The 17,541-nt window shown below is 74.4% G+C and carries 18 protein-coding genes; 3 read left to right on the forward strand and 15 right to left on the reverse strand.

Features of this window, described 5'->3' with window-relative positions:
* Position 1 precedes the first annotated feature (1 nt).
* The 7 genes from O7611_RS26680 to O7611_RS26710 form a co-directional block, all read right to left on the reverse strand.
* Positions 2-760 carry a type III pantothenate kinase gene (locus O7611_RS26680; RefSeq protein ID WP_013288955.1) on the reverse strand — a complete coding sequence of 253 codons (759 nt, stop codon included), beginning with the start codon at positions 758-760 and terminating at the stop codon, positions 2-4.
* A 9-nt stretch (positions 761-769) separates the two neighbouring features.
* On the reverse strand, positions 770-1,666 hold the full coding sequence (gene nadC / locus O7611_RS26685) for a carboxylating nicotinate-nucleotide diphosphorylase (RefSeq protein WP_194801942.1): 897 nt from the start codon (positions 1,664-1,666) through the stop codon (positions 770-772).
* Between the two features lie 46 nt (positions 1,667-1,712).
* Positions 1,713-3,410 (reverse strand): L-aspartate oxidase, encoded by a 1,698-nt coding sequence (locus O7611_RS26690; RefSeq protein ID WP_194801943.1) that lies wholly within the window; start codon positions 3,408-3,410, stop codon positions 1,713-1,715.
* 61 nt (positions 3,411-3,471) lie between these two features.
* Positions 3,472-4,365 carry a septum formation family protein gene (locus tag O7611_RS26695; protein ID WP_269697767.1) on the reverse strand — a complete coding sequence of 298 codons (894 nt, stop codon included), beginning with the start codon at positions 4,363-4,365 and terminating at the stop codon, positions 3,472-3,474.
* A 226-nt stretch (positions 4,366-4,591) separates the two neighbouring features.
* Entirely contained in the window at positions 4,592-5,017 is a 426-nt protein-coding gene (gene panD / locus O7611_RS26700) for an aspartate 1-decarboxylase (RefSeq protein WP_269698168.1), read from the reverse strand.
* Between the two features lie 30 nt (positions 5,018-5,047).
* Positions 5,048-5,890 carry a pantoate--beta-alanine ligase gene (gene panC, locus O7611_RS26705; protein ID WP_194801945.1) on the reverse strand — a complete coding sequence of 281 codons (843 nt, stop codon included), beginning with the start codon at positions 5,888-5,890 and terminating at the stop codon, positions 5,048-5,050.
* Positions 5,890-6,819 carry a Rossmann-like and DUF2520 domain-containing protein gene (locus O7611_RS26710; protein WP_269697768.1) on the reverse strand — a complete coding sequence of 310 codons (930 nt, stop codon included), beginning with the start codon at positions 6,817-6,819 and terminating at the stop codon, positions 5,890-5,892. The genes panC and O7611_RS26710 overlap by 1 nt, the downstream gene beginning before the upstream one ends.
* A 193-nt stretch (positions 6,820-7,012) precedes the next feature.
* Between O7611_RS26710 and O7611_RS26715 the strand changes: the two genes are divergently transcribed.
* On the forward strand, positions 7,013-7,990 hold the full coding sequence (locus O7611_RS26715) for an SAM-dependent methyltransferase (protein WP_269698169.1): 978 nt from the start codon (positions 7,013-7,015) through the stop codon (positions 7,988-7,990).
* Positions 7,987-9,156 carry an NADH-quinone oxidoreductase subunit D gene (locus tag O7611_RS26720; protein WP_269697769.1) on the forward strand — a complete coding sequence of 390 codons (1,170 nt, stop codon included), beginning with the start codon at positions 7,987-7,989 and terminating at the stop codon, positions 9,154-9,156. The genes O7611_RS26715 and O7611_RS26720 overlap by 4 nt, the downstream gene beginning before the upstream one ends.
* Before the next feature lie 9 nt (positions 9,157-9,165).
* Here the strand turns inward: O7611_RS26720 and O7611_RS26725 are convergent, their stop codons facing one another.
* The 4 genes from O7611_RS26725 to O7611_RS26740 all read right to left on the reverse strand — a co-directional run bounded on the left by O7611_RS26725 (position 9,166) and on the right by O7611_RS26740 (position 13,752).
* Positions 9,166-11,061 carry a hypothetical protein gene (locus O7611_RS26725; RefSeq protein WP_269697770.1) on the reverse strand — a complete coding sequence of 632 codons (1,896 nt, stop codon included), beginning with the start codon at positions 11,059-11,061 and terminating at the stop codon, positions 9,166-9,168.
* A 124-nt stretch (positions 11,062-11,185) separates the two neighbouring features.
* Complete coding sequence (locus O7611_RS26730; protein ID WP_091425701.1) at positions 11,186-12,190, reverse strand: glycine betaine ABC transporter substrate-binding protein; 1,005 nt, start codon at positions 12,188-12,190, stop codon at positions 11,186-11,188.
* A gap of 153 nt (positions 12,191-12,343) precedes the next feature.
* Positions 12,344-13,066 (reverse strand): ABC transporter permease, encoded by a 723-nt coding sequence (locus O7611_RS26735; protein ID WP_194801950.1) that lies wholly within the window; start codon positions 13,064-13,066, stop codon positions 12,344-12,346.
* Positions 13,063-13,752, reverse strand: a complete 690-nt coding sequence (locus tag O7611_RS26740) for an ABC transporter permease (protein ID WP_013288967.1) — start codon at positions 13,750-13,752, stop codon at positions 13,063-13,065. The genes O7611_RS26735 and O7611_RS26740 overlap by 4 nt, the downstream gene beginning before the upstream one ends.
* Positions 13,753-13,754: 2 nt before the next feature.
* On the opposite strand from O7611_RS26740, the gene O7611_RS26745 reads away from it, so the two are divergent.
* Complete coding sequence (locus tag O7611_RS26745) at positions 13,755-14,747, forward strand: ABC transporter ATP-binding protein (RefSeq protein WP_269697771.1); 993 nt, start codon at positions 13,755-13,757, stop codon at positions 14,745-14,747.
* Between the two features lie 2 nt (positions 14,748-14,749).
* Here the strand turns inward: O7611_RS26745 and O7611_RS26750 are convergent, their stop codons facing one another.
* The 4 genes from O7611_RS26750 to O7611_RS26765 form a co-directional block, all read right to left on the reverse strand.
* On the reverse strand, positions 14,750-15,241 hold the full coding sequence (locus O7611_RS26750) for a hypothetical protein (protein WP_013288969.1): 492 nt from the start codon (positions 15,239-15,241) through the stop codon (positions 14,750-14,752).
* Positions 15,242-15,324: 83 nt separating this feature from the next.
* Positions 15,325-15,627, reverse strand: a complete 303-nt coding sequence (locus tag O7611_RS26755) for a hypothetical protein (RefSeq protein ID WP_135242344.1) — start codon at positions 15,625-15,627, stop codon at positions 15,325-15,327.
* 62 nt (positions 15,628-15,689) lie between these two features.
* Positions 15,690-16,916: an ABC transporter permease gene (locus O7611_RS26760; RefSeq protein ID WP_194801952.1), complete on the reverse strand. Its 1,227-nt coding sequence runs from the start codon at positions 16,914-16,916 to the stop codon at positions 15,690-15,692.
* Positions 16,917-17,030: 114 nt separating this feature from the next.
* A complete protein-coding gene (locus tag O7611_RS26765; RefSeq protein WP_120574102.1) occupies positions 17,031-17,519 on the reverse strand; it encodes a DUF3180 domain-containing protein in 489 nt (162 codons plus the stop codon).
* Between the last annotated feature and the right edge of the window lie 22 nt (positions 17,520-17,541).

Below are 17,541 nucleotides of genomic sequence, written 5' to 3' on the forward strand. Positions count from 1 at the left end.
CTCAGACGTTGCGGTCGTAGACCATCCGCAGGCCGATCAGCGTGATCATCGGCTCGTGGTGGGTGATGGTGTGGCACTCGCCGAGCACCAGCGAGGCCAGGCCGCCGGTGGCGATGACCGCCTTCACGCCGCCCAGCTCCTCGGACATCCGCTCGACGATCCGGTCCACCTGGCCGGCGAAGCCGAAGTAGAGCCCGGCCTGAAGGCACTCGACGGTGTTCTTGCCGATCACCGAACGAGGACGGGTCGCCTCCACCTTGCGCAGCTGGGCGGCGCGGGCGGCCAGCGCGTCGAAGGAGATCTCGATGCCCGGCGCGAACGCACCGCCGAGGAACTCCCCCCGGCTGCTGACCAGGTCGAAGTTGGTGGTGGTGCCGAAGTCCACGACGATCGACGGCCCGCCGTAGAGCGTGTACGCGGCCAGCGTGTTCACCACCCGGTCCGCGCCCACCTCCTTCGGGTTGTCGATGGCGAGCTGTACACCGGTCCGGACGCCCGGCTCGACGATCACGCTGGGCAGGTCGGCGTAGTACCTGTCGAGCATGGTGCGCAGCGAGCGCAGCGCGGCCGGCACTGTCGAGCAGGCGGCCACGCCGGTGATCTCCACGGCGTCCCCGGCGAGCAGTCCCCGGAACATCAGACCCAGCTCGTCCGCAGTGGAACGGGCGTCGGTCTTGATCCGCCACGAATGCACCAGCTTGTCGCCGTCGAAGGTCGCCAGCACGGTGTTCGTGTTTCCGATGTCGATGCAGAGCAGCACAGCGGCAGCCTAGACGTCACGCAGGTCGAGGGCGATGTCCAGGATCGGTGAGGAGTGGGTGAGCGCGCCGACGGAGAGGAAGTCGACACCCGTCGCGCCGTACTCGGCCGCCATCGGCAGCGTCAGCCCGCCGGTGGCCTCCAGTTCCGCCCGGTCGCCCACCGACGCCACCACCTCGCGCAGCTGCGCCGGGGTCATGTTGTCCAGCAGCAGGAACCGGGCGCCCGCCTCGACCGCCTCCACCGCCTCGGCCGGCGTGTCCACCTCCACCTGCACCGCGACATCGGGGAACGCCTCCCGGACCCGGCGGAACGCGGCAGCGATCCCGCCCGCCGCGACCTTGTGGTTGTCCTTGATCATGGCGACGTCGTACAGGCCCATCCGCTTGTTGGTGCCGCCGCCGGCCCGGACCGCGTACTTCTCCAGCGCCCGCAGGCCCGGCGTGGTCTTGCGGGTGTCCAGCACCGTCGCCTTCGTGCCGGCCAGCGCGTCGGCCCAGGCCCGGGTGTGCGTCGCCACCCCGGACATGCGGGACAGCAGGTTCAGCGCCGTCCGCTCGGCGGTCAGCAGCAGCCGGGTCGGCCCGGACACGGTGGCCAGCACGTCGCCGCGCGCCACCCGCTGCCCGTCGTGAGCCACGAGCGAGACCTCGACCGTACGCCCCGCGCCGGTCACCTCGCCGACCAGCTCGAACACGGCGGCGGCGACGGGCAGCCCGGCCACCACACCGTCGGCGCGCGCCACCAGATCGGCCGTGTCGTGCTGCTCGTCCGGGATGGTGGCCACGCTCGTCACGTCGAGAAAGTCGGGTCCCAGATCCTCGTGCAGCGTGTCGACGATGACGTGCCGGACCCGCTCCGGGTCCAGGCCGCCGTCCCGCAGCGCCCGCTCCGTCGACTCCCTCATCAGCTGTGCCTCCTTTGTTCGTGACTGCGGGGCTCGCAAGACCGGCTCACTCCTCGCGCTCACGGGATTCCCAGCGCTCGGCCACCATGCCGTCCGTGCCCACCTCGGCCACCAGGTGGCCCAGCCACCGCTCGTCGGCCGTCGGGAAGTCCTCCCGCCAGTGGCAGCCCCGCGTCTCCTGGCGCGCGTACGCGGCGGCGACCAGCGTCGACGCCACGGTGAGCAGGTTCGTCGCCTCCCAGTCGGCGGTACGCGGCACGCCCCGGCCCGCGCCCAGCTCGGTGAGCGTGGCGGCGGTGGCTTCCAGCGTGTCCGCCGAGCGGAGCACCCCGGCGCCCCGCGTCATCGCCCGTTGCAGCTCCGCCGTGCCGGACGCCGGCACCAGCGCGCCCGGACCCCCCACCCAGGCACCGGTCTCCGCCGGGCGGGCCTGCTCGGGCAGCCCGGCGGCGATGTCCTCGGCGATCCGGCGGGAGAAGACCAGCCCTTCCAGCAGCGAGTTGCTGGCCAGCCGGTTCGCGCCGTGCACGCCGGTGCAGGCGACCTCGCCGCAGGCGTACAGGCCGGGGATGGAGGTACGGCCGCGCAGGTCGGTCCGGACGCCGCCGGAGGCGTAGTGCGCGGCCGGCGCGACCGGGATCAGATCGGTCGCCGGGTCCACGCCGATGGCCAGGCAGGAGGCCACGATGGTGGGGAACCGCCGGGCCAGGAAGTCGCCGCCCAGGTGCCGGGCGTCCAGGAACACGTGGTCCGCGCCGGACGCGAGAAGCACCCGGTGGATGCCCTTGGCGACCACGTCCCGGGGGGCCAGCTCGGCCAGTTCGTGCTGGCCGACCATGAACCGCTTGCCGTCGCCGTCGACCAGGTGCGCGCCCTCGCCGCGCAGCGCCTCGGAGACCAGCGGCTGCTGGGCCAGCCCGGCGCCCGGGCCGCCCGCCGGCACGATCAGCGCGGTCGGGTGGAACTGGACGAACTCCACGTCGGTGACGGCAGCGCCAGCGCGCAACGCCAGCGCCACGCCGTCCCCGGTGGAGACCGCCGGGTTCGTGGTGGCGGCGAAGACCTGCCCCATGCCGCCGGTGGCGAGCACCACCGCGCGGCCGAGGATCGCGCCGACGCCGTCCTCGCTGCCCTCACCGAGCACGTGCAGCGTGATGCCGCAGGCCGGGCCGAGCCCGCCCGGTCCGTCGCCCGGTGCGCGCAGCAGGTCCAGCACCAGCGCGTGCTCGACCAGCCGGATCCACGGGTCGCGGCGGACCGCGTCGTGCAGCGCCCGCTGCACCTCCGCGCCGGTGGCGTCACCGCCCGCGTGCACGATCCGGTCGGCCCGGTGGCCGCCCTCCCGGGTCAGCATCAGCGAACCGTCCGGGTTGCGGTCGAACTCCGCCCCGATCCGCATCAGCTCGCGCAGCCGGGTCGGGCCCTCGGCCACCAGTGCGCGGACCGCCGCCGGGTCGCACAGGCCGACGCCGGCGACCTCCGTGTCGTACGCGTGCGCGTCCGGCGTGTCCGCCGGGTCCAGCACGGCGGCGATCCCGCCCTGCGCCCAGCGGGTCGAGCCCTCGTCCATGTCGACCTTGGTGACCACCGTGACGTGCAGGCCGGCCTCGCGCAGGTGCAGCGCCGCGGTCAGCCCGGCCACGCCGGAGCCGACCACGATCACGTCTGTCGTCTCCACCCAGCCGGGGGCGGGCGCGGCGAGCAGCCGGGGCAGCGCCGGCAGGTCGACGGTCGGTAGGTCCATGAGCACAGTCAACCCGAAGCGAACTCGGCTCGGGCGCGGGGGGCGTGACGAGTGCCCTCGGCTACCTCGTGCGGCGCGGGAGGGCGGCCGGTCCGGCGCCCTTCAGTGAGGTGGTCACCGTCCGCGTGCTGAGCCACAGGTAGCAGCGCACACCCCGGTCGCCGACCGCCCAGCGGCCGGCGGCGGGCGGCCGGACCACCACGTCGCTGCGGTAGCGCAGGAACGCGTCGGCGGGCACCCCGGCGTAGCGGGCGATCACACCGAAGCAACCGTCGTAGAGCGGGACCCAATCCTCGGGCTTCTTCGGGTACGGGCGGTCCGGCGCAGCCCACACGCCGACGAACTCGGCGTCGTGCGCGACAGCGCAGTCGACCGGGTTGAGCCGCTCCACGCGGTTCCCGTCCCGCACCGACCGCTGGCAGCCCAGCCGCAGCGGGGAGGGCGTCTTGAGCGCGTCCCGCAGGCTGCCCGTCCGGGTGACCACGGTGGCCGCCGCCTCGACCGTGGTCAGCTCGGTCAGGTCGCACCGGTACCAGCGGGAGCCCGCCGTCCAGCCGGTGCCCGTCGGCACCGCCACCGCCAGCCGGAGCCGCCCGGCGCGCCAGTCGTCACCCACGTACCCGGCGGCCCGCTTGTCGCAGTCGGCGAACGCGGTACGCAGCTCGGGCGAGGCGAGCGGCGGCGGGGTGGGCCGGTCGGCGGTGAACGCCCCGACGTGCACGGTCTCCACCCGGTGCGGCAGCTCGCAGCCGACCGGCGCGTACGCGGCCAGGCCGACGCTCGGGGTGAAGTCGGCGACCTGGCAGACCTCTGCGGCCGGGGTGAACGGCCCGGGTGCGGCCATCGCGGCCCAGTCGTCGGTGAGGTCGCCGTCCAGCCCGCCGGTGCCGGCACAGCCGGCCAGGGCGGCGCTCGCGACCATCGCGGCGACCAGGAAGCTCATCGCACGGCGCATCGCGGCCTCCCCCAGCCGACGACCGTCGATCCCCGACGGTCCGCCCAGGGTAGCCGAAAATGACCTTCCGGTGACAGACCGCATTCCCCGCCCGTCCGGCCCCGCCCTCGCCCTCTCGCCTCGCCGATCTTGCGCTTGCCGCCCCGGCGAAAGGGGCGAACCGCCCGCGCCGAGGGCCGAAAGTGCAAGATCAACGGCGAGAGGGGGGCGGCGGCGGCCGGGAGGGTCAGCGGGCGGCGGCGAGGGGGTTGGGGATGGGGGCGCCTGCGGTGCCGGGGGCGGCCGTCGTCGGGTCCGCCGAGAGGTCGACGACCTTGTTGTCGGCGTCCACGTGGACCACCTTCGGGCGATACGTGCGGGCCTCGGCGTCGTCCATCTGCCCGTACGAGATCAGGATGACCAGGTCACCGGGGTGCACGAGGTGCGCGGCGGCGCCGTTGATGCCGATCACGCCGCTACCCCGCTGCCCCGGGATCACGTACGTCTCCAGCCGGGCGCCGTTTGTGATGTCCACGATCGCCACCTGCTCGCCGGGGATCAGGTCCGCCGCGTCGAGCAGGTCCTCGTCCACAGTCACCGAGCCGACGTAGTGCAGGTCGGCCTGGGTCACGGTGGCCCGATGGATCTTCGACTTGAGCATGGTCCGCAGCATCGGGGTGCCTTTCCGCATTCGTGGTGGGGTTCAGGGACGCGGCGCGAGGTGGATCGCCGTGTTGTCGATCAGGCGGGTGGCGCCGACCCAGGCCGCGATCAGCAGCCGGGCCGGACCGGCGACCGGGCCGGGTTCCAGCTCGGTGTCGGTGAGCACCAGGTAGTCCAGGCGGGCGTCCGGCGCGTCGAAGGCCCGGTGCGCGGCGGCCAGCACCGCGCCCGCGTCCTCACCCCGCTCGGCCGCCGTCGCGCCGGCCCGCAACGCGGCGGACAGGCTCAGCGCGGTCTCCCGCTCGGCCGCCGACAGGTACCGGTTACGGCTGGACATGGCCAGCCCGTCCGGTTCCCGTACGGTCGGCACGCCGACGATCTCGGCCGGCACGTCGAGGTCGCGAACCATCCGGCGGACCAGGGTGAGCTGCTGGTAGTCCTTCTCGCCGAAGAACGCCAGGTCCGGGCGGGTGAGCTGGAGCAGCTTCATGACCACGGTGAGCACGCCGTGGAAGAAACCGGGACGGCTCAGGCCCTCCAGGTCCTCGCCGAGCGGACCCGGGTCGAGCCGCACGGTCGGTCGGCCCTCCGGGTACATCTCGGTCACCGAGGGCGCGAACACCACGTCCACCCCGGCCCGGCGGCAGATCTCCAGGTCGGTGTCGAGCGTGCGCGGGTAGCGGTCGAAGTCCTCGTTCGGGCCGAACTGCAGCGGGTTCACGAAGATCGTGACGATGACGTGGCCGGTGCGCTCGCGGGCGGCCCGCAGCAGCGCCTCGTGCCCGGCGTGCAGCGCGCCCATGGTCATCACCACGCCGACCGGGCCGGCCATCGCCTCGCGGGCCGCAGCCAGTTCCTTGCGCGTGTGCAGCACCTCGGCCATCAGGCCGCCACCTCGATTCCGTCGAGCACGTTGCGCAGCGCGGCCGCGTCCGCCGGGCGGAGGCGGCCGACCGCGACGGCACGATCAGCCGTCCGTCGTGCCAACGCCAGGTACGCGGGTACGGATTCCGGCGCGGTCCGCGCCAGCCGGTCCAGATGCCGGCGTACGGTGCCCGCGTCGCCCCGCGACACCGGGCCGGTGAGGGCGTCGTCGCCCAGCCGCAGCGCGTTCTCCAGCGCCGCCCGCAGCAGCGGGGCGAGCACCTTCTCCGGCCGCTCCACCCCGGCGTCGCGCAGCCGGTCGGCCGCCTCGTTGACGAGCGTCACCAGGTGGTTCGCGCCGTGCGCGAGCGCCGCGTGGTAGAGCGGCCGATCGTTCTCACCGACCCACTCCGGTACGCCGCCCAGGTCGGCCACCAGCCGGGCCGCGAACGGGCGCAGCTCGGCCGGGGCGGTCACCCCGTAGGAGATGCCGGGCAGGCGGGACAGGTCATCCGGCGTACCGGTGAAGGTCATCGCGGGGTGCAGCGCGAGCGGCCGGGCGCCCGCCTCGACGGCCGGGGCCAGCGCGGCGAGCCCGTGCGCGCCGGACGTGTGCGCCACCACCTGGCCGGGGCGCAGCGCGCCGCTCTCGGCCAGGTCGGCGATCACGCCCACCAGCGCGTCGTCCGGGACCGCGACGATCAGCAGGTCGGCGGCGGCGCGCGCCACGGCGGACGCGGAACGGTGCGGGGTCTGCGGCAGCAGCAGCGCCATCCGGGCCTTCGTCGCGCCCGAGGCACCGGACGCGGCGACCACCCGGTGACCGGCGGCGGCGAGGGCCGCGCCCAGCACGGCGCCGACCCGGCCGGCGCCGAGGACGCCGACGGCGAGGGTACGCGGGAAGACGAGCGGGGCAGCGGTGGCCCGGGGGCGCAGCGGTGCGCTCATGGCAGCGATCCAGTCCTCGAAGGGGGTACCGGTCGATGGCAAGTATGCGCCCGGGTGACAGACCCGGAACAAGAAGGTGTGAAAACCTTCACCGACCGCCGGAAGCGGCTGCCGCGGTGGCGGGCAAACCGCCCGTTCGGGTACGTCCCGTAGGGTCGGCACGGTGACCACCCCGCTGCGCTGGCGCGACGCGATGGAGCGGGCGCTGTACGGGCCGGACGGCTTCTTCGTCTCCGGCGCCGGGCCTGCCGCGCACTTCCGCACGAGCGTGCACGCCTCACCCGTCTTCGCCGCCTGCATGCTGCGGCAGCTCGAGACGGTGGACGCGGCGCTGGGGCACCCGGCCCGGCTGGACGTGGTGGACGTGGGCGCGGGCCGGGGCGAACTGCTCCGGGCGCTGCTGTCCCGGGCCGCACCCGAACTGGCCGCCCGGCTCAGGCCGGTAGCCGTGGAACGAGCCCCCCGCCCGCCGGACCTGCCCTCGCAGATCGACTGGCGCCCCGACATCCCGGACGGCATCACCGGCCTGCTCCTGGCGACGGAATGGCTGGACAACGTCCCAGTGGACGTGGCGGTCCACACCCCCGAGGGCCGGCGCCTCCTCCTGGTGAACCCGAAAACCGGCGAGGAGACGATGGGCCCGCCCCCGTCCCCCACCGACACCACCTGGCTGACCACCTGGTGGCCCCCCACCCCCACCCGGGGCGGTGAGAGGGCGGAGATCGGGGTGGGACGGGATCTGGCCTGGGCCGGGGCTGTGGGGAAGGTGGCGCGGGGGGTGGCGCTCGCGGTGGACTACGGGCATCTGCGGGACTCGCGTCCCCTGGACGGGACGTTGACCGGGTATCGGGGTGGGCGGCAGGTGCCGCCGGTTCCGGACGGGTCGTGCGACGTGACGGCGCACGTCGCCATGGACTCGGTCGCCTCCGCCGGTGAGCGGGTCGCGCGGTGCGCGTACTCCCTGGTCTCTCAGCGGGAGGCGCTGCGGGCGCTCGGGGCCGACGGCGGGCGACCGCCGCTGAGCCTGGCCTCCCGCGACCCGGCCGGCTACCTGCGGGCGCTCGCCGCGGCGTCGGCGGCGGCCGAACTGACCGACCCGGCCGGGCTCGGCGGGCACCTGTGGCTGCGGCAGCCGGTCGGCGTCGCGCTCGACGCGGTCGTGGCACGATGACGGGCATGACCACGGACGCCGCCGACCTCCGCGAGCTGACAGTCGGTACCGGCGCCGGCGGTGAGCAGCTCGGCACCGACATGGTGCTCAACATCGGGCCGCAACACCCCTCCACGCACGGCGTGCTGCGGCTGAAGCTGGTGCTCGACGGGGAGCGGGTGGTCGCCGCCGAACCGATCGTCGGCTACATGCACCGGGGGGCGGAGAAGCTCTTCGAGGTACGCGACTACCGGCAGATCATCGTGCTGGCGAACCGGCACGACTGGTTGTCGGCGTTCTCCAACGAGCTGGGCGTGGTGCTCGCGGTCGAGCGACTGATGGGCATGGAGGTACCGGAACGCGCCACCTGGCTGCGGATGGCGCTGGCCGAGCTGAACCGGGTGCTCAACCACCTGATGTTCCTCGGCTCGTACCCGCTTGAGATCGGCGCGATCACGCCGATGTTCTACGCGTTCCGGGAACGGGAGACCATCCAGGCCGTGATGGAGGAGGTCTCCGGCGGCCGGATCCACTACATGTTCAACCGGGTCGGCGGCCTGAAGGAGGAGGTGCCGTCCGGCTGGACCGAGCGTGCCCGCGCCGCCGTCGCCGAGGTACGCCGCCGGATGCCCGACCTGGACAACCTGATCCGGCGCAACGAGATCTTCCTGGCCCGTACCGTCGGGGTCGGCGTGCTCTCCGCCGCCGACGCCGCCGCGTTCGGCGCGTCCGGGCCGGTCGCCCGCGCCTCCGGGCTCGACCTCGACCTGCGCCGCGACGAGCCCTACCTGGCCTATGACCAGCTCGACGTGCCGGTGGTGACGAAGACCGCCGGCGACTGTCACGCCCGCTTCGAGGTGCTGCTCGACCAGGTGTACGCCTCGCTCGACCTCGCCGAGCAGTGCCTGGACCGGGTGGACCGGATCAGCGGGCCGGTGAACACGCGGCTGCCGAAGGTGCTGAAGGCCCCCGAGGGGCACACGTACGCCTGGACCGAGAACCCGCTCGGCATCAACGGCTACTACCTGGTGTCCCGGGGCGAGAAGACGCCGTGGCGGATGAAGCTGCGCACCGCCTCGTACGCGAACGTGCAGGCGCTGTCGTCGCTGCTGCCCGGCTGCCTGGTGCCGGACCTGATCGCCATCCTCGGCTCGATGTTCTTCGTGGTGGGCGACATCGACAAGTAGCCGGCGGGGTCAGCGCCAGCGGTCGGCGGTGTCCCGGTACGGCCGGCCGTGTGCACCGTGCTCCGGGCTCCGCCACTCCGGTTCCGCCGGCCGCCATTCCGGCTCGGGCCGACGCCACTGCTCCGGTTCGGGCTGACGCGCTTCCGGCTGACGCCAATCCGGCTCGACCTGGTGCGTTCGCCACTCCGGTTCGGCCTGGTGCCGGTCCGGTGCCGGCTGACTCCACTCCGGTTCGGGCCGGTGCCACTCCGGCGGCGGCTGACGCCATTCCGGCTGGCCGCTGCGCTGCGTCGGCGGCCGCCACTCGTCCGGCACCGGCACCCCACCGGCCGGCAGCGCCGGGTGGCTCTCCCTCTCCCCGGACCAGCGGTCGTCGGTTCCGTCCGGCCCGCTCGCGTCTGGCCTGCCGCCGCGCACCGACGCCCACCGGTCCTCGACCCGGTACTCGGTACCGCCACCGTCGGCGTGCACTGCGGCCCGCCGTTCCCCGAGCCGGATCTCCCGGCCGTCACCGTCGTCGCGTACCGCTGCCCACCGATTGCCGGCCCGCATCTCGGACCACTGGTCGCCGCCGGCGCCCGCCCGGTCCGCCGGTTCGCCCGCCGCCGGCCAGGTACTCGCCGCCCGGCCTGCCCGGTCCTCACCAGCGCCGGACCACTGCCGCTGCTCCTCCGCTGCCGTCCGGCCCTGGTCGTGGCCGCTCGACCAACCGCCCCCGGCGGTACGTCCGGACCAGCCCTGTTCTCCGGCAGTGGCCCGGCCGACACCCGCCCACGGATGCTCGGCGCCCAGCCGTCCGGGGTCGGTCCACGAGTGCCCGTCGTCGCCGGCACCGGTGCCCCAGCCACCGTCGTCCGGCCCGGCCCGACGACCTGTCCGGTCGTCCCGGGCCGATTCGCGGTGGCCCGCGCGCCACTGGTCGGCCGGGTCCGTGCCCCGGGACCGGTCCTCGTCCGACCAGCCGCCGGGGAATCCGCCGTACCGGCTTCCGGCCGGTTCACCACCGCCGACGATGGTGTGCCGGGTGGTGACGTGCACCGTCTCGGTGTGGTGGACCACGCCGACCGGGCGGCTCTCCGGCCTGAGCATCGGCTCGGACACCCGCGCCGCGCCGTACACCCCGCTCGCCTGCCGGTCCGGCCGTGCGGTGGCCCGCGCCGGCTCGGCGTCGTGCCGACCGGCCCTTGGCGAGTCGGCGTCGTAGTGGCCGGCCCGCGCCGGCTCGGCGTCGTAGCGGCCCGCCCTTGGCGAGTCGGCGTCGTAGTGGCCGGTCCGGGACGGGGCGGCGTCGTGGTGGCCGGTCCGAGGCGGGTCCGCGTCGTAGTGGCCCGCCCGGGACGCGTCGGCATCGGTTCCGTAGCGGCCGCCGGAGTACGCCGGCCGGGCCGGTTCGTCGTCGTCCCGGCCGGCCGGCTGCGCCCGGCCGACGTCGGACGTGCCGGTGACCGGTACCCTCGCCGCACCGCTCGGGCGCTCCGGCGCCGGCGCGGAGGCGGACGCCGAGGTGGACACGGGCGCGGACGCCAGTCCGGCGGCGGCCGCGTCGAGCCGGTGCCGTAGCGCGCCGGCCACCTCCTCGGCCCGTCGTGCCTGGTCGAGCGCCTGGTTGCCGCGCTGGGCGGCGGCCACGATCTCGGCCCGCAACTCCCGCCGGAGCTGCGCCAGCTCCTCGCGCAGTTCCTCGGCCTCCGCACCTGCGGAAACGTTGTCCGGCCGCAGCGCGATGGACAGACCGATGAGCACGACCGCGAGGATCGCCAGGACCGCGCCGAACCGGAGCGAGCCGTTGCCGTCGGCGACCAGCAGGATGAGCGCGGCCAGGGGCGCCAGCCCCACACCGACCCAGAACAGGACGTTGAGCAGGGCAGGCGTGCTCTTGTCGGCGGGCGCGACCGAGGCTGGCATGGCTGAGCAGAGTACCGAGAGTTCCACCCGAGGGGAACGGGTCGGCGCCACTCGATGAGCGGCCCGCCGAACGGGCTGCCCGTGCCGCCGGCCGGCACGCGTGGCGCCGGCCGGCGGTGCCGGGTCAGCTCGTGGCCAGCGCCGCGTCGGAGGAGAAGACCAGGCCGACGCTCGCCGAGCCGGTCTTCAGCGCGTTCTTGGTCTGCGGGCCGCCCGCGTCCAGCGAGCTGAACGAGCCGGCCTTGAAGTCGTACACCTCGACCAGACCGGCCTGGCACTTCGGCCGCTGCGGGCACTCCGGCGGCCCGGCCAGCACGGTGGCCTGGCCGGAGCACTTGGCGGCCAGCTCGGAGAGCGTGGACACGCCGTACTTGTCGGCGAACGCCTTGGTGACGGCGAACGCGTTCTGGTCCTGCGCCTGAGACGGCTGGCCGAAGACCAGGCCGGCCTTGTCACCCTCGGTCTTCAGCGCCGCGACGGTCTTGTCCAGCTCCGGGGAGGAGACGGGCTGGGCGTCCTTGCCGTTCGCCTTGGTGTTGAGGAACTCCGCCATGGTGGCGGCGTACTCCGGGACGACCTGGATCTGGCCCTTCTCCAGGGCCGGCTCGTAGAGCTCCCGGTTGCCGATGGTCTGCACCTTGACCTGGTAGCCGGCCGCGGTGAGCGCGATCTTGTAGAGCTCGGCGATGGTCTGGCTCTCGCTGAAGTTGCCGGCGCCGACCGTGATCTGACCGCCCGGGCCCTTCTCGATCCCGTCGGTCACGCCGTTTGCGGAGGCGAACTCCTGCGCCGCGACCTGGGGCGTCTTGCGGTCGACGTCGACCGCCCGGTTGAGCTGGATCAGCTTCGGGGTGTCGAGCTTCGCGGAGACCTTGTCCAGCGCGGCGACGAGCTGCGGCGTGGCCGCCTTCGCGTTGATCGCCGGGATGACGTTGTCGGTGTTCTGGAGCTTCTTGTCGTCGGTCAGGACGACGAGCTGGTCACCGGCCACCGGAGCGCAGCCCGCCCCCGAGGCGCCCTGCTCGGGCGCGTCGGTGCCGGACGAGCCGGCGTCGCCGCACCCGGTGAGGAGAACAGCCGCGGTGAGTGCGCCGAGCGCCCCCGCGGCCAGTGTCGTACGCGCGCGCATCAGTGCCCGCCTTCCGTGTCCCGGCGCGACCCCCTCGGGCCGGCCGCGTGTCCGACGGGCGATCCGGACGGCCACCCGCGACTCCAGCCAATATCCTCCAGACCCGACCGACAAACTCGGAGCGGTTTTCGTCATCCGATCGTCACCGACGGCTCAACTGCCGGTCGTCGCCGCCGTCGCGCGGCGGTTCGCCCGCCGGCGCTCCCGGCGCAGCGGGCGGGGCGTGACCACCCGCTCCACCAGCGCGAGCACCCCCTCGACGAGCAGCGCCAACCCGGCCACCAGCACCCCGCCGGCGATGATCTGGCCGCCGCCGGCGGCGATGTCGAGCCCGAACCCGGCCCGGATGATCTGGCCCAGCCCACCGCCGTTGACGAACGAGGCGAGCGCGGCGGTGGCCACCACCTGAACCGCCGCGGTGCGGAAGCCGGCCGCCAGGTAGGGCACCGCGAGCGGCAGCTCCACCCGGCGCAGCACCTGCCCGCCGGACAGGCCCATCCCCCGGGCCGCGTCCCGGGCCTCCGGGTCGGCCTGCCGCACCCCGGTGAACGCGTTGGCCAGCAGCGGCGGAATCGCGAAGACCGCGAGCGCCACCACCACGGCCGGGCGGCCGAAACCGAGGAACGTCAGCGGGAGGATGGTCAGCAGCGCCAGCGTCGGGATCGCCAGTGTGACGTTGGAGACCAGCAGGACCAGCCCTCCGCCCCGGCCGCTGTGCCCGAGCCAGAGCCCGATCGGCCAGGCCACCAGGCAGCCCAGCAGCACCGCCAGCGCGGACATGCTCAGGTGCTCGCCGAGGCGGTCCAGCACGCCGCCGGGGTTGGTCCAGTTCAACGGGTCGTTCAGCCAGACCACTGCCTGCTCGACGGGGTTCACCGGGCGGACCTCCCGCGCAGCCAGGGGGTGAGCAGGCGGCCCACGCCCGCCAGCACCAGGTCGAGCACCAGCGCCAGCAGCACGCACAGCACCGTGCCGGCCATGATCTGCGCCTTGTAGAAGTTGTTCTGGAAGCCCGCGAAGATGAGCTGCCCGAGCCCGCCCCGGCCGACCACCACCCCGACGGTGACGAGCGCGACAGTGGACACGGTCGCCAGCCGTACGCCGGTGAGGATGCCGGGCAGCGCCAGCGGCAGCTCGATCCGGAACAGCCGGCCCCACCTGCCGTACCCCATGCCCTCGGCGGCCTCGCGGACCTCGGGCGGCACCTGGTTCAGCCCGGCCAGCGCGTTGCGCACGATCACCAGCAGCGCGTACAGCGCGACGACGGTGAGCACGGTGATCGCGCCGATGCCCAGGTACGGCGCGAGGAACGCGAACAACGCCAGCGACGGGACGGTGTAGAGCACCCCGGTCACCGCCAGGATGGGCGCCGACAACGACCGGAACCAGTACGCGAGCACCGCGAGCGGCAACGCCACCAGCGCGGCGATCACCACGGCGCGTGCGGTCAGCCAGGTGTGCTCCCGCAGCGCGGCGAGGATCGTGTCAGAGTTGTCCCGCACGTACTGCCAGGAGAACCACGGATTACCCGGGTCGGCCCGGTAGCTCAGGTGGAGGGACACACGTGGACGGTACCCCGGGAAGCGCCGCCGGAGGCGGCGCGGCGTCGATCACGCTGGAGCGCATCCGCAAGCGCTACCCGGACGGCACCGAGGCGGTACGCGAGCTGAGCCTGGAGGTCGCGGCCGGCGAACTGGTGGTGCTGATCGGCCCGTCCGGCTGCGGCAAGTCGACGGTGCTGCGCATGATCAACCGACTGATCGAGCCGACCGACGGGCGGATCCTGCTCGGCGACGACGACGTCACCCGGGTCGACCCGGTGGCGCTGCGCCGCCGCATCGGGTACGTCATCCAGAACGTCGGACTGTTCCCGCACCAGACCGTCGCCGCGAACGTGGCGACCGTGCCGGGGCTGTTGGGCTGGCCGAAGCAGCGCACCCGGGACCGGGTCGGCGAGCTGCTGGAACTCGTCGGTCTGGACCCGGCGCAGTTCGGCAGGCGGTACCCGCACGAGCTGTCCGGCGGGCAGCGGCAGCGGGTCGGCGTGGCCCGGGCACTCGCCGGAGACCCGGTGGTGCTGCTGATGGACGAGCCGTTCTCGGCGGTGGACCCGATCGTCCGGACCCGCCTGCAGGAGGAGTTCCTGCGGTTGCAGGCCGAGGTACGCAAGACGATCGTGCTGGTCACCCACGACCTCGACGAGGCGGTCCGGCTGGGCGACCGGATCGCGGTGCTGTCCGAGGGCGGCCGGCTGGAGCAGTACGACAGCCCCGCCGCGCTGCTCGGCTCGCCCGCCTCGGACTTCGTCCGCGAGTTCGTCGGCGCCGACCGGGGCATCCGGCGGCTCGCGGTCACGCCGGTGACCCGCGCGGTGCTCGACCCGCTCCCGGCCGACGGCGGCACCGGCCTGCCCACCGTGGCGCTCGGCGACTCGGCGTACGACGCGCTCGGCGCGCTTCTCACCTCCGGTGCCGAGCACGCGGTGGTGACCGAGGAGGGCCGGGCGGTGGGGCTGCTCACCCGCACCCGGGTGCTGGCCCTCGGTGCTGTGGACTGAGGTCAGGCCCGGCCGCCGAGGCTGGCCAGTCCGACGATCCAGCCGGCGAAGAAGCCGTACGTGACGCCGGTGCTGGCGGCCTGGAACGCGGCGAACAGCGAGCCGTGCGGGCCGAGGAGCGTGGCGAGCAGGGCACTGAGCCCGCCCGCGAGCGCGTACGCACCCCAGCCGGAGAGGAACTGGCTGCCCGAGGACGTCACCCGGTCGACCTGCGGGCCGGGCAGCAGGTACAGCAGTGCCGCGGCCAGCACGAGCAGCAGGATCGCCCGCAGGTTGGTGGCGAACACGCCCTCGTCCGCCTGCCACCGCCAGGACGGCCAGGCGAGCAGCCGCAGGAACCAGCCACCCGCGCCGGTCGGGTCGGTGCCGCGCTGCGCCCAGTCCACGTACATCGGACTGCCGCCGACGGCGACGAGCAGGAACGCGGCGAGCGTGCCGGTGCCGGCGGCCGTGCCGTACCGGGGGACGGTGCGGGGGCGGTTGCTCAGAGCCATGCGGCGGTCAGTTCCCGGCCGGTCCCGCCGGGCAAACCTGCGCAACCGGTCGGCCGCCGTCGGCCGACGGGCAGTCATCGACCTCAGTGCTTCATCAGGTAGTCGATGAAGGCGGCGCGCAGCAGCGGCGCGGACTCGTCGTAGCCGTGCCCGGTCAGCTCACGCCAGAGCGCGTTCGCCTCGTCGATGGTCGGGCCGATCGAGTTCGGTGCGCCGTCCAGCGCGGCGGCCTCGTCGGCGTTGGGCAGGTGCCGCAGGACCGACCAGAAGAAGCCCACGTCGCGGCGGTCGCGCGCCAGGTTGAACGCCTGCTCGCGCAGTTCCTCGGTGGAGAGCTTGTCGAGCTCGTCGAAGGTGCGGCCACCGGGGGCAGGAGTATCGGTCATGCCGCCGAGCCTAACCGGAGAGATCAGTCCGGGCGCGCCGGACGCACGGCCACCGCCGGGGGTCAGCGGTCGTCGGCGTCCCAGCGCCGGGGTTCGGTGTCCCAGCGCGGCGCCTCCCACGCCTCGACGGGGGTGTCGTGCTGGCGTACCGGGAGCACCGAGGGCCAGGCGTCGGCCGGTTCGGGCGGCGGGGTCATCGTCCAGCCGCCGCTCAGCGCGCCGTCCCGGGCCGGGCGGACCGGGCCGAGCGGACCCGGCGGTGCCGGGTGGGGACGGCCGAACGTCTCGACCAGCCGGGTGACGAGCAGGCCGGCGCCGAGCACGGCGCCGCCGAGCGCCCACCGGCTGACCGTCCAGCCGTGCGGCACGGTCCAGGCCAGGAACACCACCACCAGGCAGACCGCGAACAGGGTGCCGAAGATGCCGCCGCGCCGCCCGTACGCGCTGGTGCCGGCGAGCATCACCGTGCCGACCGCCAGCACGGTCCAGTCCAGTCCGGTGCCGGGCGCGACCTGGCCGTCCCCGTTCGCCGCGATCAGCACGCCGCCCAGCATCGCCAGCACGGTGGACCCGACGAGCGCCAGCGCGGTCACCGTGGCGGCCGCCACGCCGCGCCGCCGGGCCGGGTCGGCGACCGGACGGAACCGGCCGATCAGCCGGCGTACCGGTCTCATCGCGGCGAACAGGCCACCGAGGACGGCGACCGCGGCGAAGCCCACGAAGAAGTACAGCGCGCTGCCGCGCGGGTCGTAGTCGCCCTGCACCGTCACCGGGGCGGTCCGCCGTTCCAGGTAGACGATCACACCGGCTGCCCCGGCCAGGCTCGCCGCCCATCCGGGCACGTGCAGCACCACCACGGCCAGGGCGAGCGCCAGCCCGGCCGCCGCCGCGATCGCCAGCGCCGGCAGCAGCGCCTCCCGCATGCCCCGGTCGCCCTGCTCGGCGAAGTGCAGGGCGGCGGCCAGCGCGACCGGCCCGATCGCCAGGTTCACCGCGCCGGCCCGCAGGCTCAGGCCGGCGGCGAGGGCGAGCAGGCCCAGCGCCGCCACGTCGACGAGCAGCGTCTTCAGGGAGCCGCCGCGCAGTGCGTCCGAGTCCTCCCGCCAGAGCAGCCAGGCCATCGCGACCAGGCCGGCGAGCAGCACGAACTCCCAGAACACGTGCACCGCGATCCGGTCCCGGCCGGGTTCGCCGTGGGCCGGGTCGTCGAAGACGTTCTCCAGTACGGCAGCGGGCACCCCGGACGACGTCTCCGGCGGCGCTGTCCGGCCCGCATCGTCGTACGCCATTGGCTCGCGCCTCCCCCAGGTGGCCGCGTCCGGCCCACGGGCGGGCGGACCGGTGGCGGCCGTCGCTCTCCGGTCGCCAGGGACGGTACCGCCGGGCCGGGGTGGGGGGAACCCTCAGAGACGCCCGCGGGGCGTCTCCCGGTCACCGGGCTCGCGGTCCTCGTCGTCCTCCTGCTCCGGCACCCGGCAGGAGCGTTCCAGCCAGAGCGCGGCCGCGACCAGCGCCAGCGCGGCGATGAGGCCGCCGAGCGCGGCCGGCCGATCGCCCACCGCGGCGTTCGTGCGTTCCACGAACAGCCAGCCGGTCAGCCCGGCGTAGAAGCCGGCGAAGATGGCCCCGGCCAGCGCCGACGCCTTGGCCAGCACGACGAACCGGGCGACCAGCAGCGGGTTGACCGGCTCCCGGCCGGGCCGCCGCTCGATCCGGCCCCGGGTGTTCACCGCCGCGTAGCCCTCCAGCACGGCCAGCCCGGCCAGCGTGATCACCGGCAGCCAGGGCAGGTCGGGGGCGAAGTCGTAGTAGAAGCCGCTGATCAGCAGCCAGGCCACCGCGGCGGCGGCCAGGCCGGCCACCACGAGGGTGGAGGCCCGGGTCGGCCCCATCCGGAAGCGGTCGGGCCCCTGC

This window comes from Micromonospora sp. WMMC273 (assembly GCF_027460285.1).
In the GTDB taxonomy this organism is placed as follows: domain Bacteria; phylum Actinomycetota; class Actinomycetes; order Mycobacteriales; family Micromonosporaceae; genus Micromonospora; species Micromonospora aurantiaca.

Excerpts from the sequence above, each read along its gene's own strand:
- nadC (WP_194801942.1), bottom strand. The coding sequence starts at position 1,666 with ATGAGGGAGTCGACGGAGCGGGCGCTGCGGGACGGCGGCCTGGACCCG.
- O7611_RS26690 (WP_194801943.1), bottom strand. The coding sequence starts at position 3,410 with ATGGACCTACCGACCGTCGACCTGCCGGCGCTGCCCCGGCTGCTCGCC.
- O7611_RS26695 (WP_269697767.1), bottom strand. The coding sequence starts at position 4,365 with ATGCGCCGTGCGATGAGCTTCCTGGTCGCCGCGATGGTCGCGAGCGCC.
- panD (WP_269698168.1), bottom strand. The coding sequence starts at position 5,017 with ATGCTGCGGACCATGCTCAAGTCGAAGATCCATCGGGCCACCGTGACC.
- panC (WP_194801945.1), bottom strand. The coding sequence starts at position 5,890 with ATGGCCGAGGTGCTGCACACGCGCAAGGAACTGGCTGCGGCCCGCGAG.
- O7611_RS26710 (WP_269697768.1), bottom strand. The coding sequence starts at position 6,819 with ATGAGCGCACCGCTGCGCCCCCGGGCCACCGCTGCCCCGCTCGTCTTC.
- O7611_RS26715 (WP_269698169.1), top strand. The coding sequence starts at position 7,013 with ATGGAGCGGGCGCTGTACGGGCCGGACGGCTTCTTCGTCTCCGGCGCC.
- O7611_RS26720 (WP_269697769.1), top strand. The coding sequence starts at position 7,987 with ATGACGGGCATGACCACGGACGCCGCCGACCTCCGCGAGCTGACAGTC.
- O7611_RS26725 (WP_269697770.1), bottom strand. The coding sequence starts at position 11,061 with ATGCCAGCCTCGGTCGCGCCCGCCGACAAGAGCACGCCTGCCCTGCTC.
- O7611_RS26730 (WP_091425701.1), bottom strand. The coding sequence starts at position 12,190 with ATGCGCGCGCGTACGACACTGGCCGCGGGGGCGCTCGGCGCACTCACC.
- O7611_RS26750 (WP_013288969.1), bottom strand. The coding sequence starts at position 15,241 with ATGGCTCTGAGCAACCGCCCCCGCACCGTCCCCCGGTACGGCACGGCC.
- O7611_RS26755 (WP_135242344.1), bottom strand. The coding sequence starts at position 15,627 with ATGACCGATACTCCTGCCCCCGGTGGCCGCACCTTCGACGAGCTCGAC.
- O7611_RS26760 (WP_194801952.1), bottom strand. The coding sequence starts at position 16,916 with ATGGCGTACGACGATGCGGGCCGGACAGCGCCGCCGGAGACGTCGTCC.
- O7611_RS26765 (WP_120574102.1), bottom strand. The coding sequence starts at position 17,519 with ATGGGGCCGACCCGGGCCTCCACCCTCGTGGTGGCCGGCCTGGCCGCC.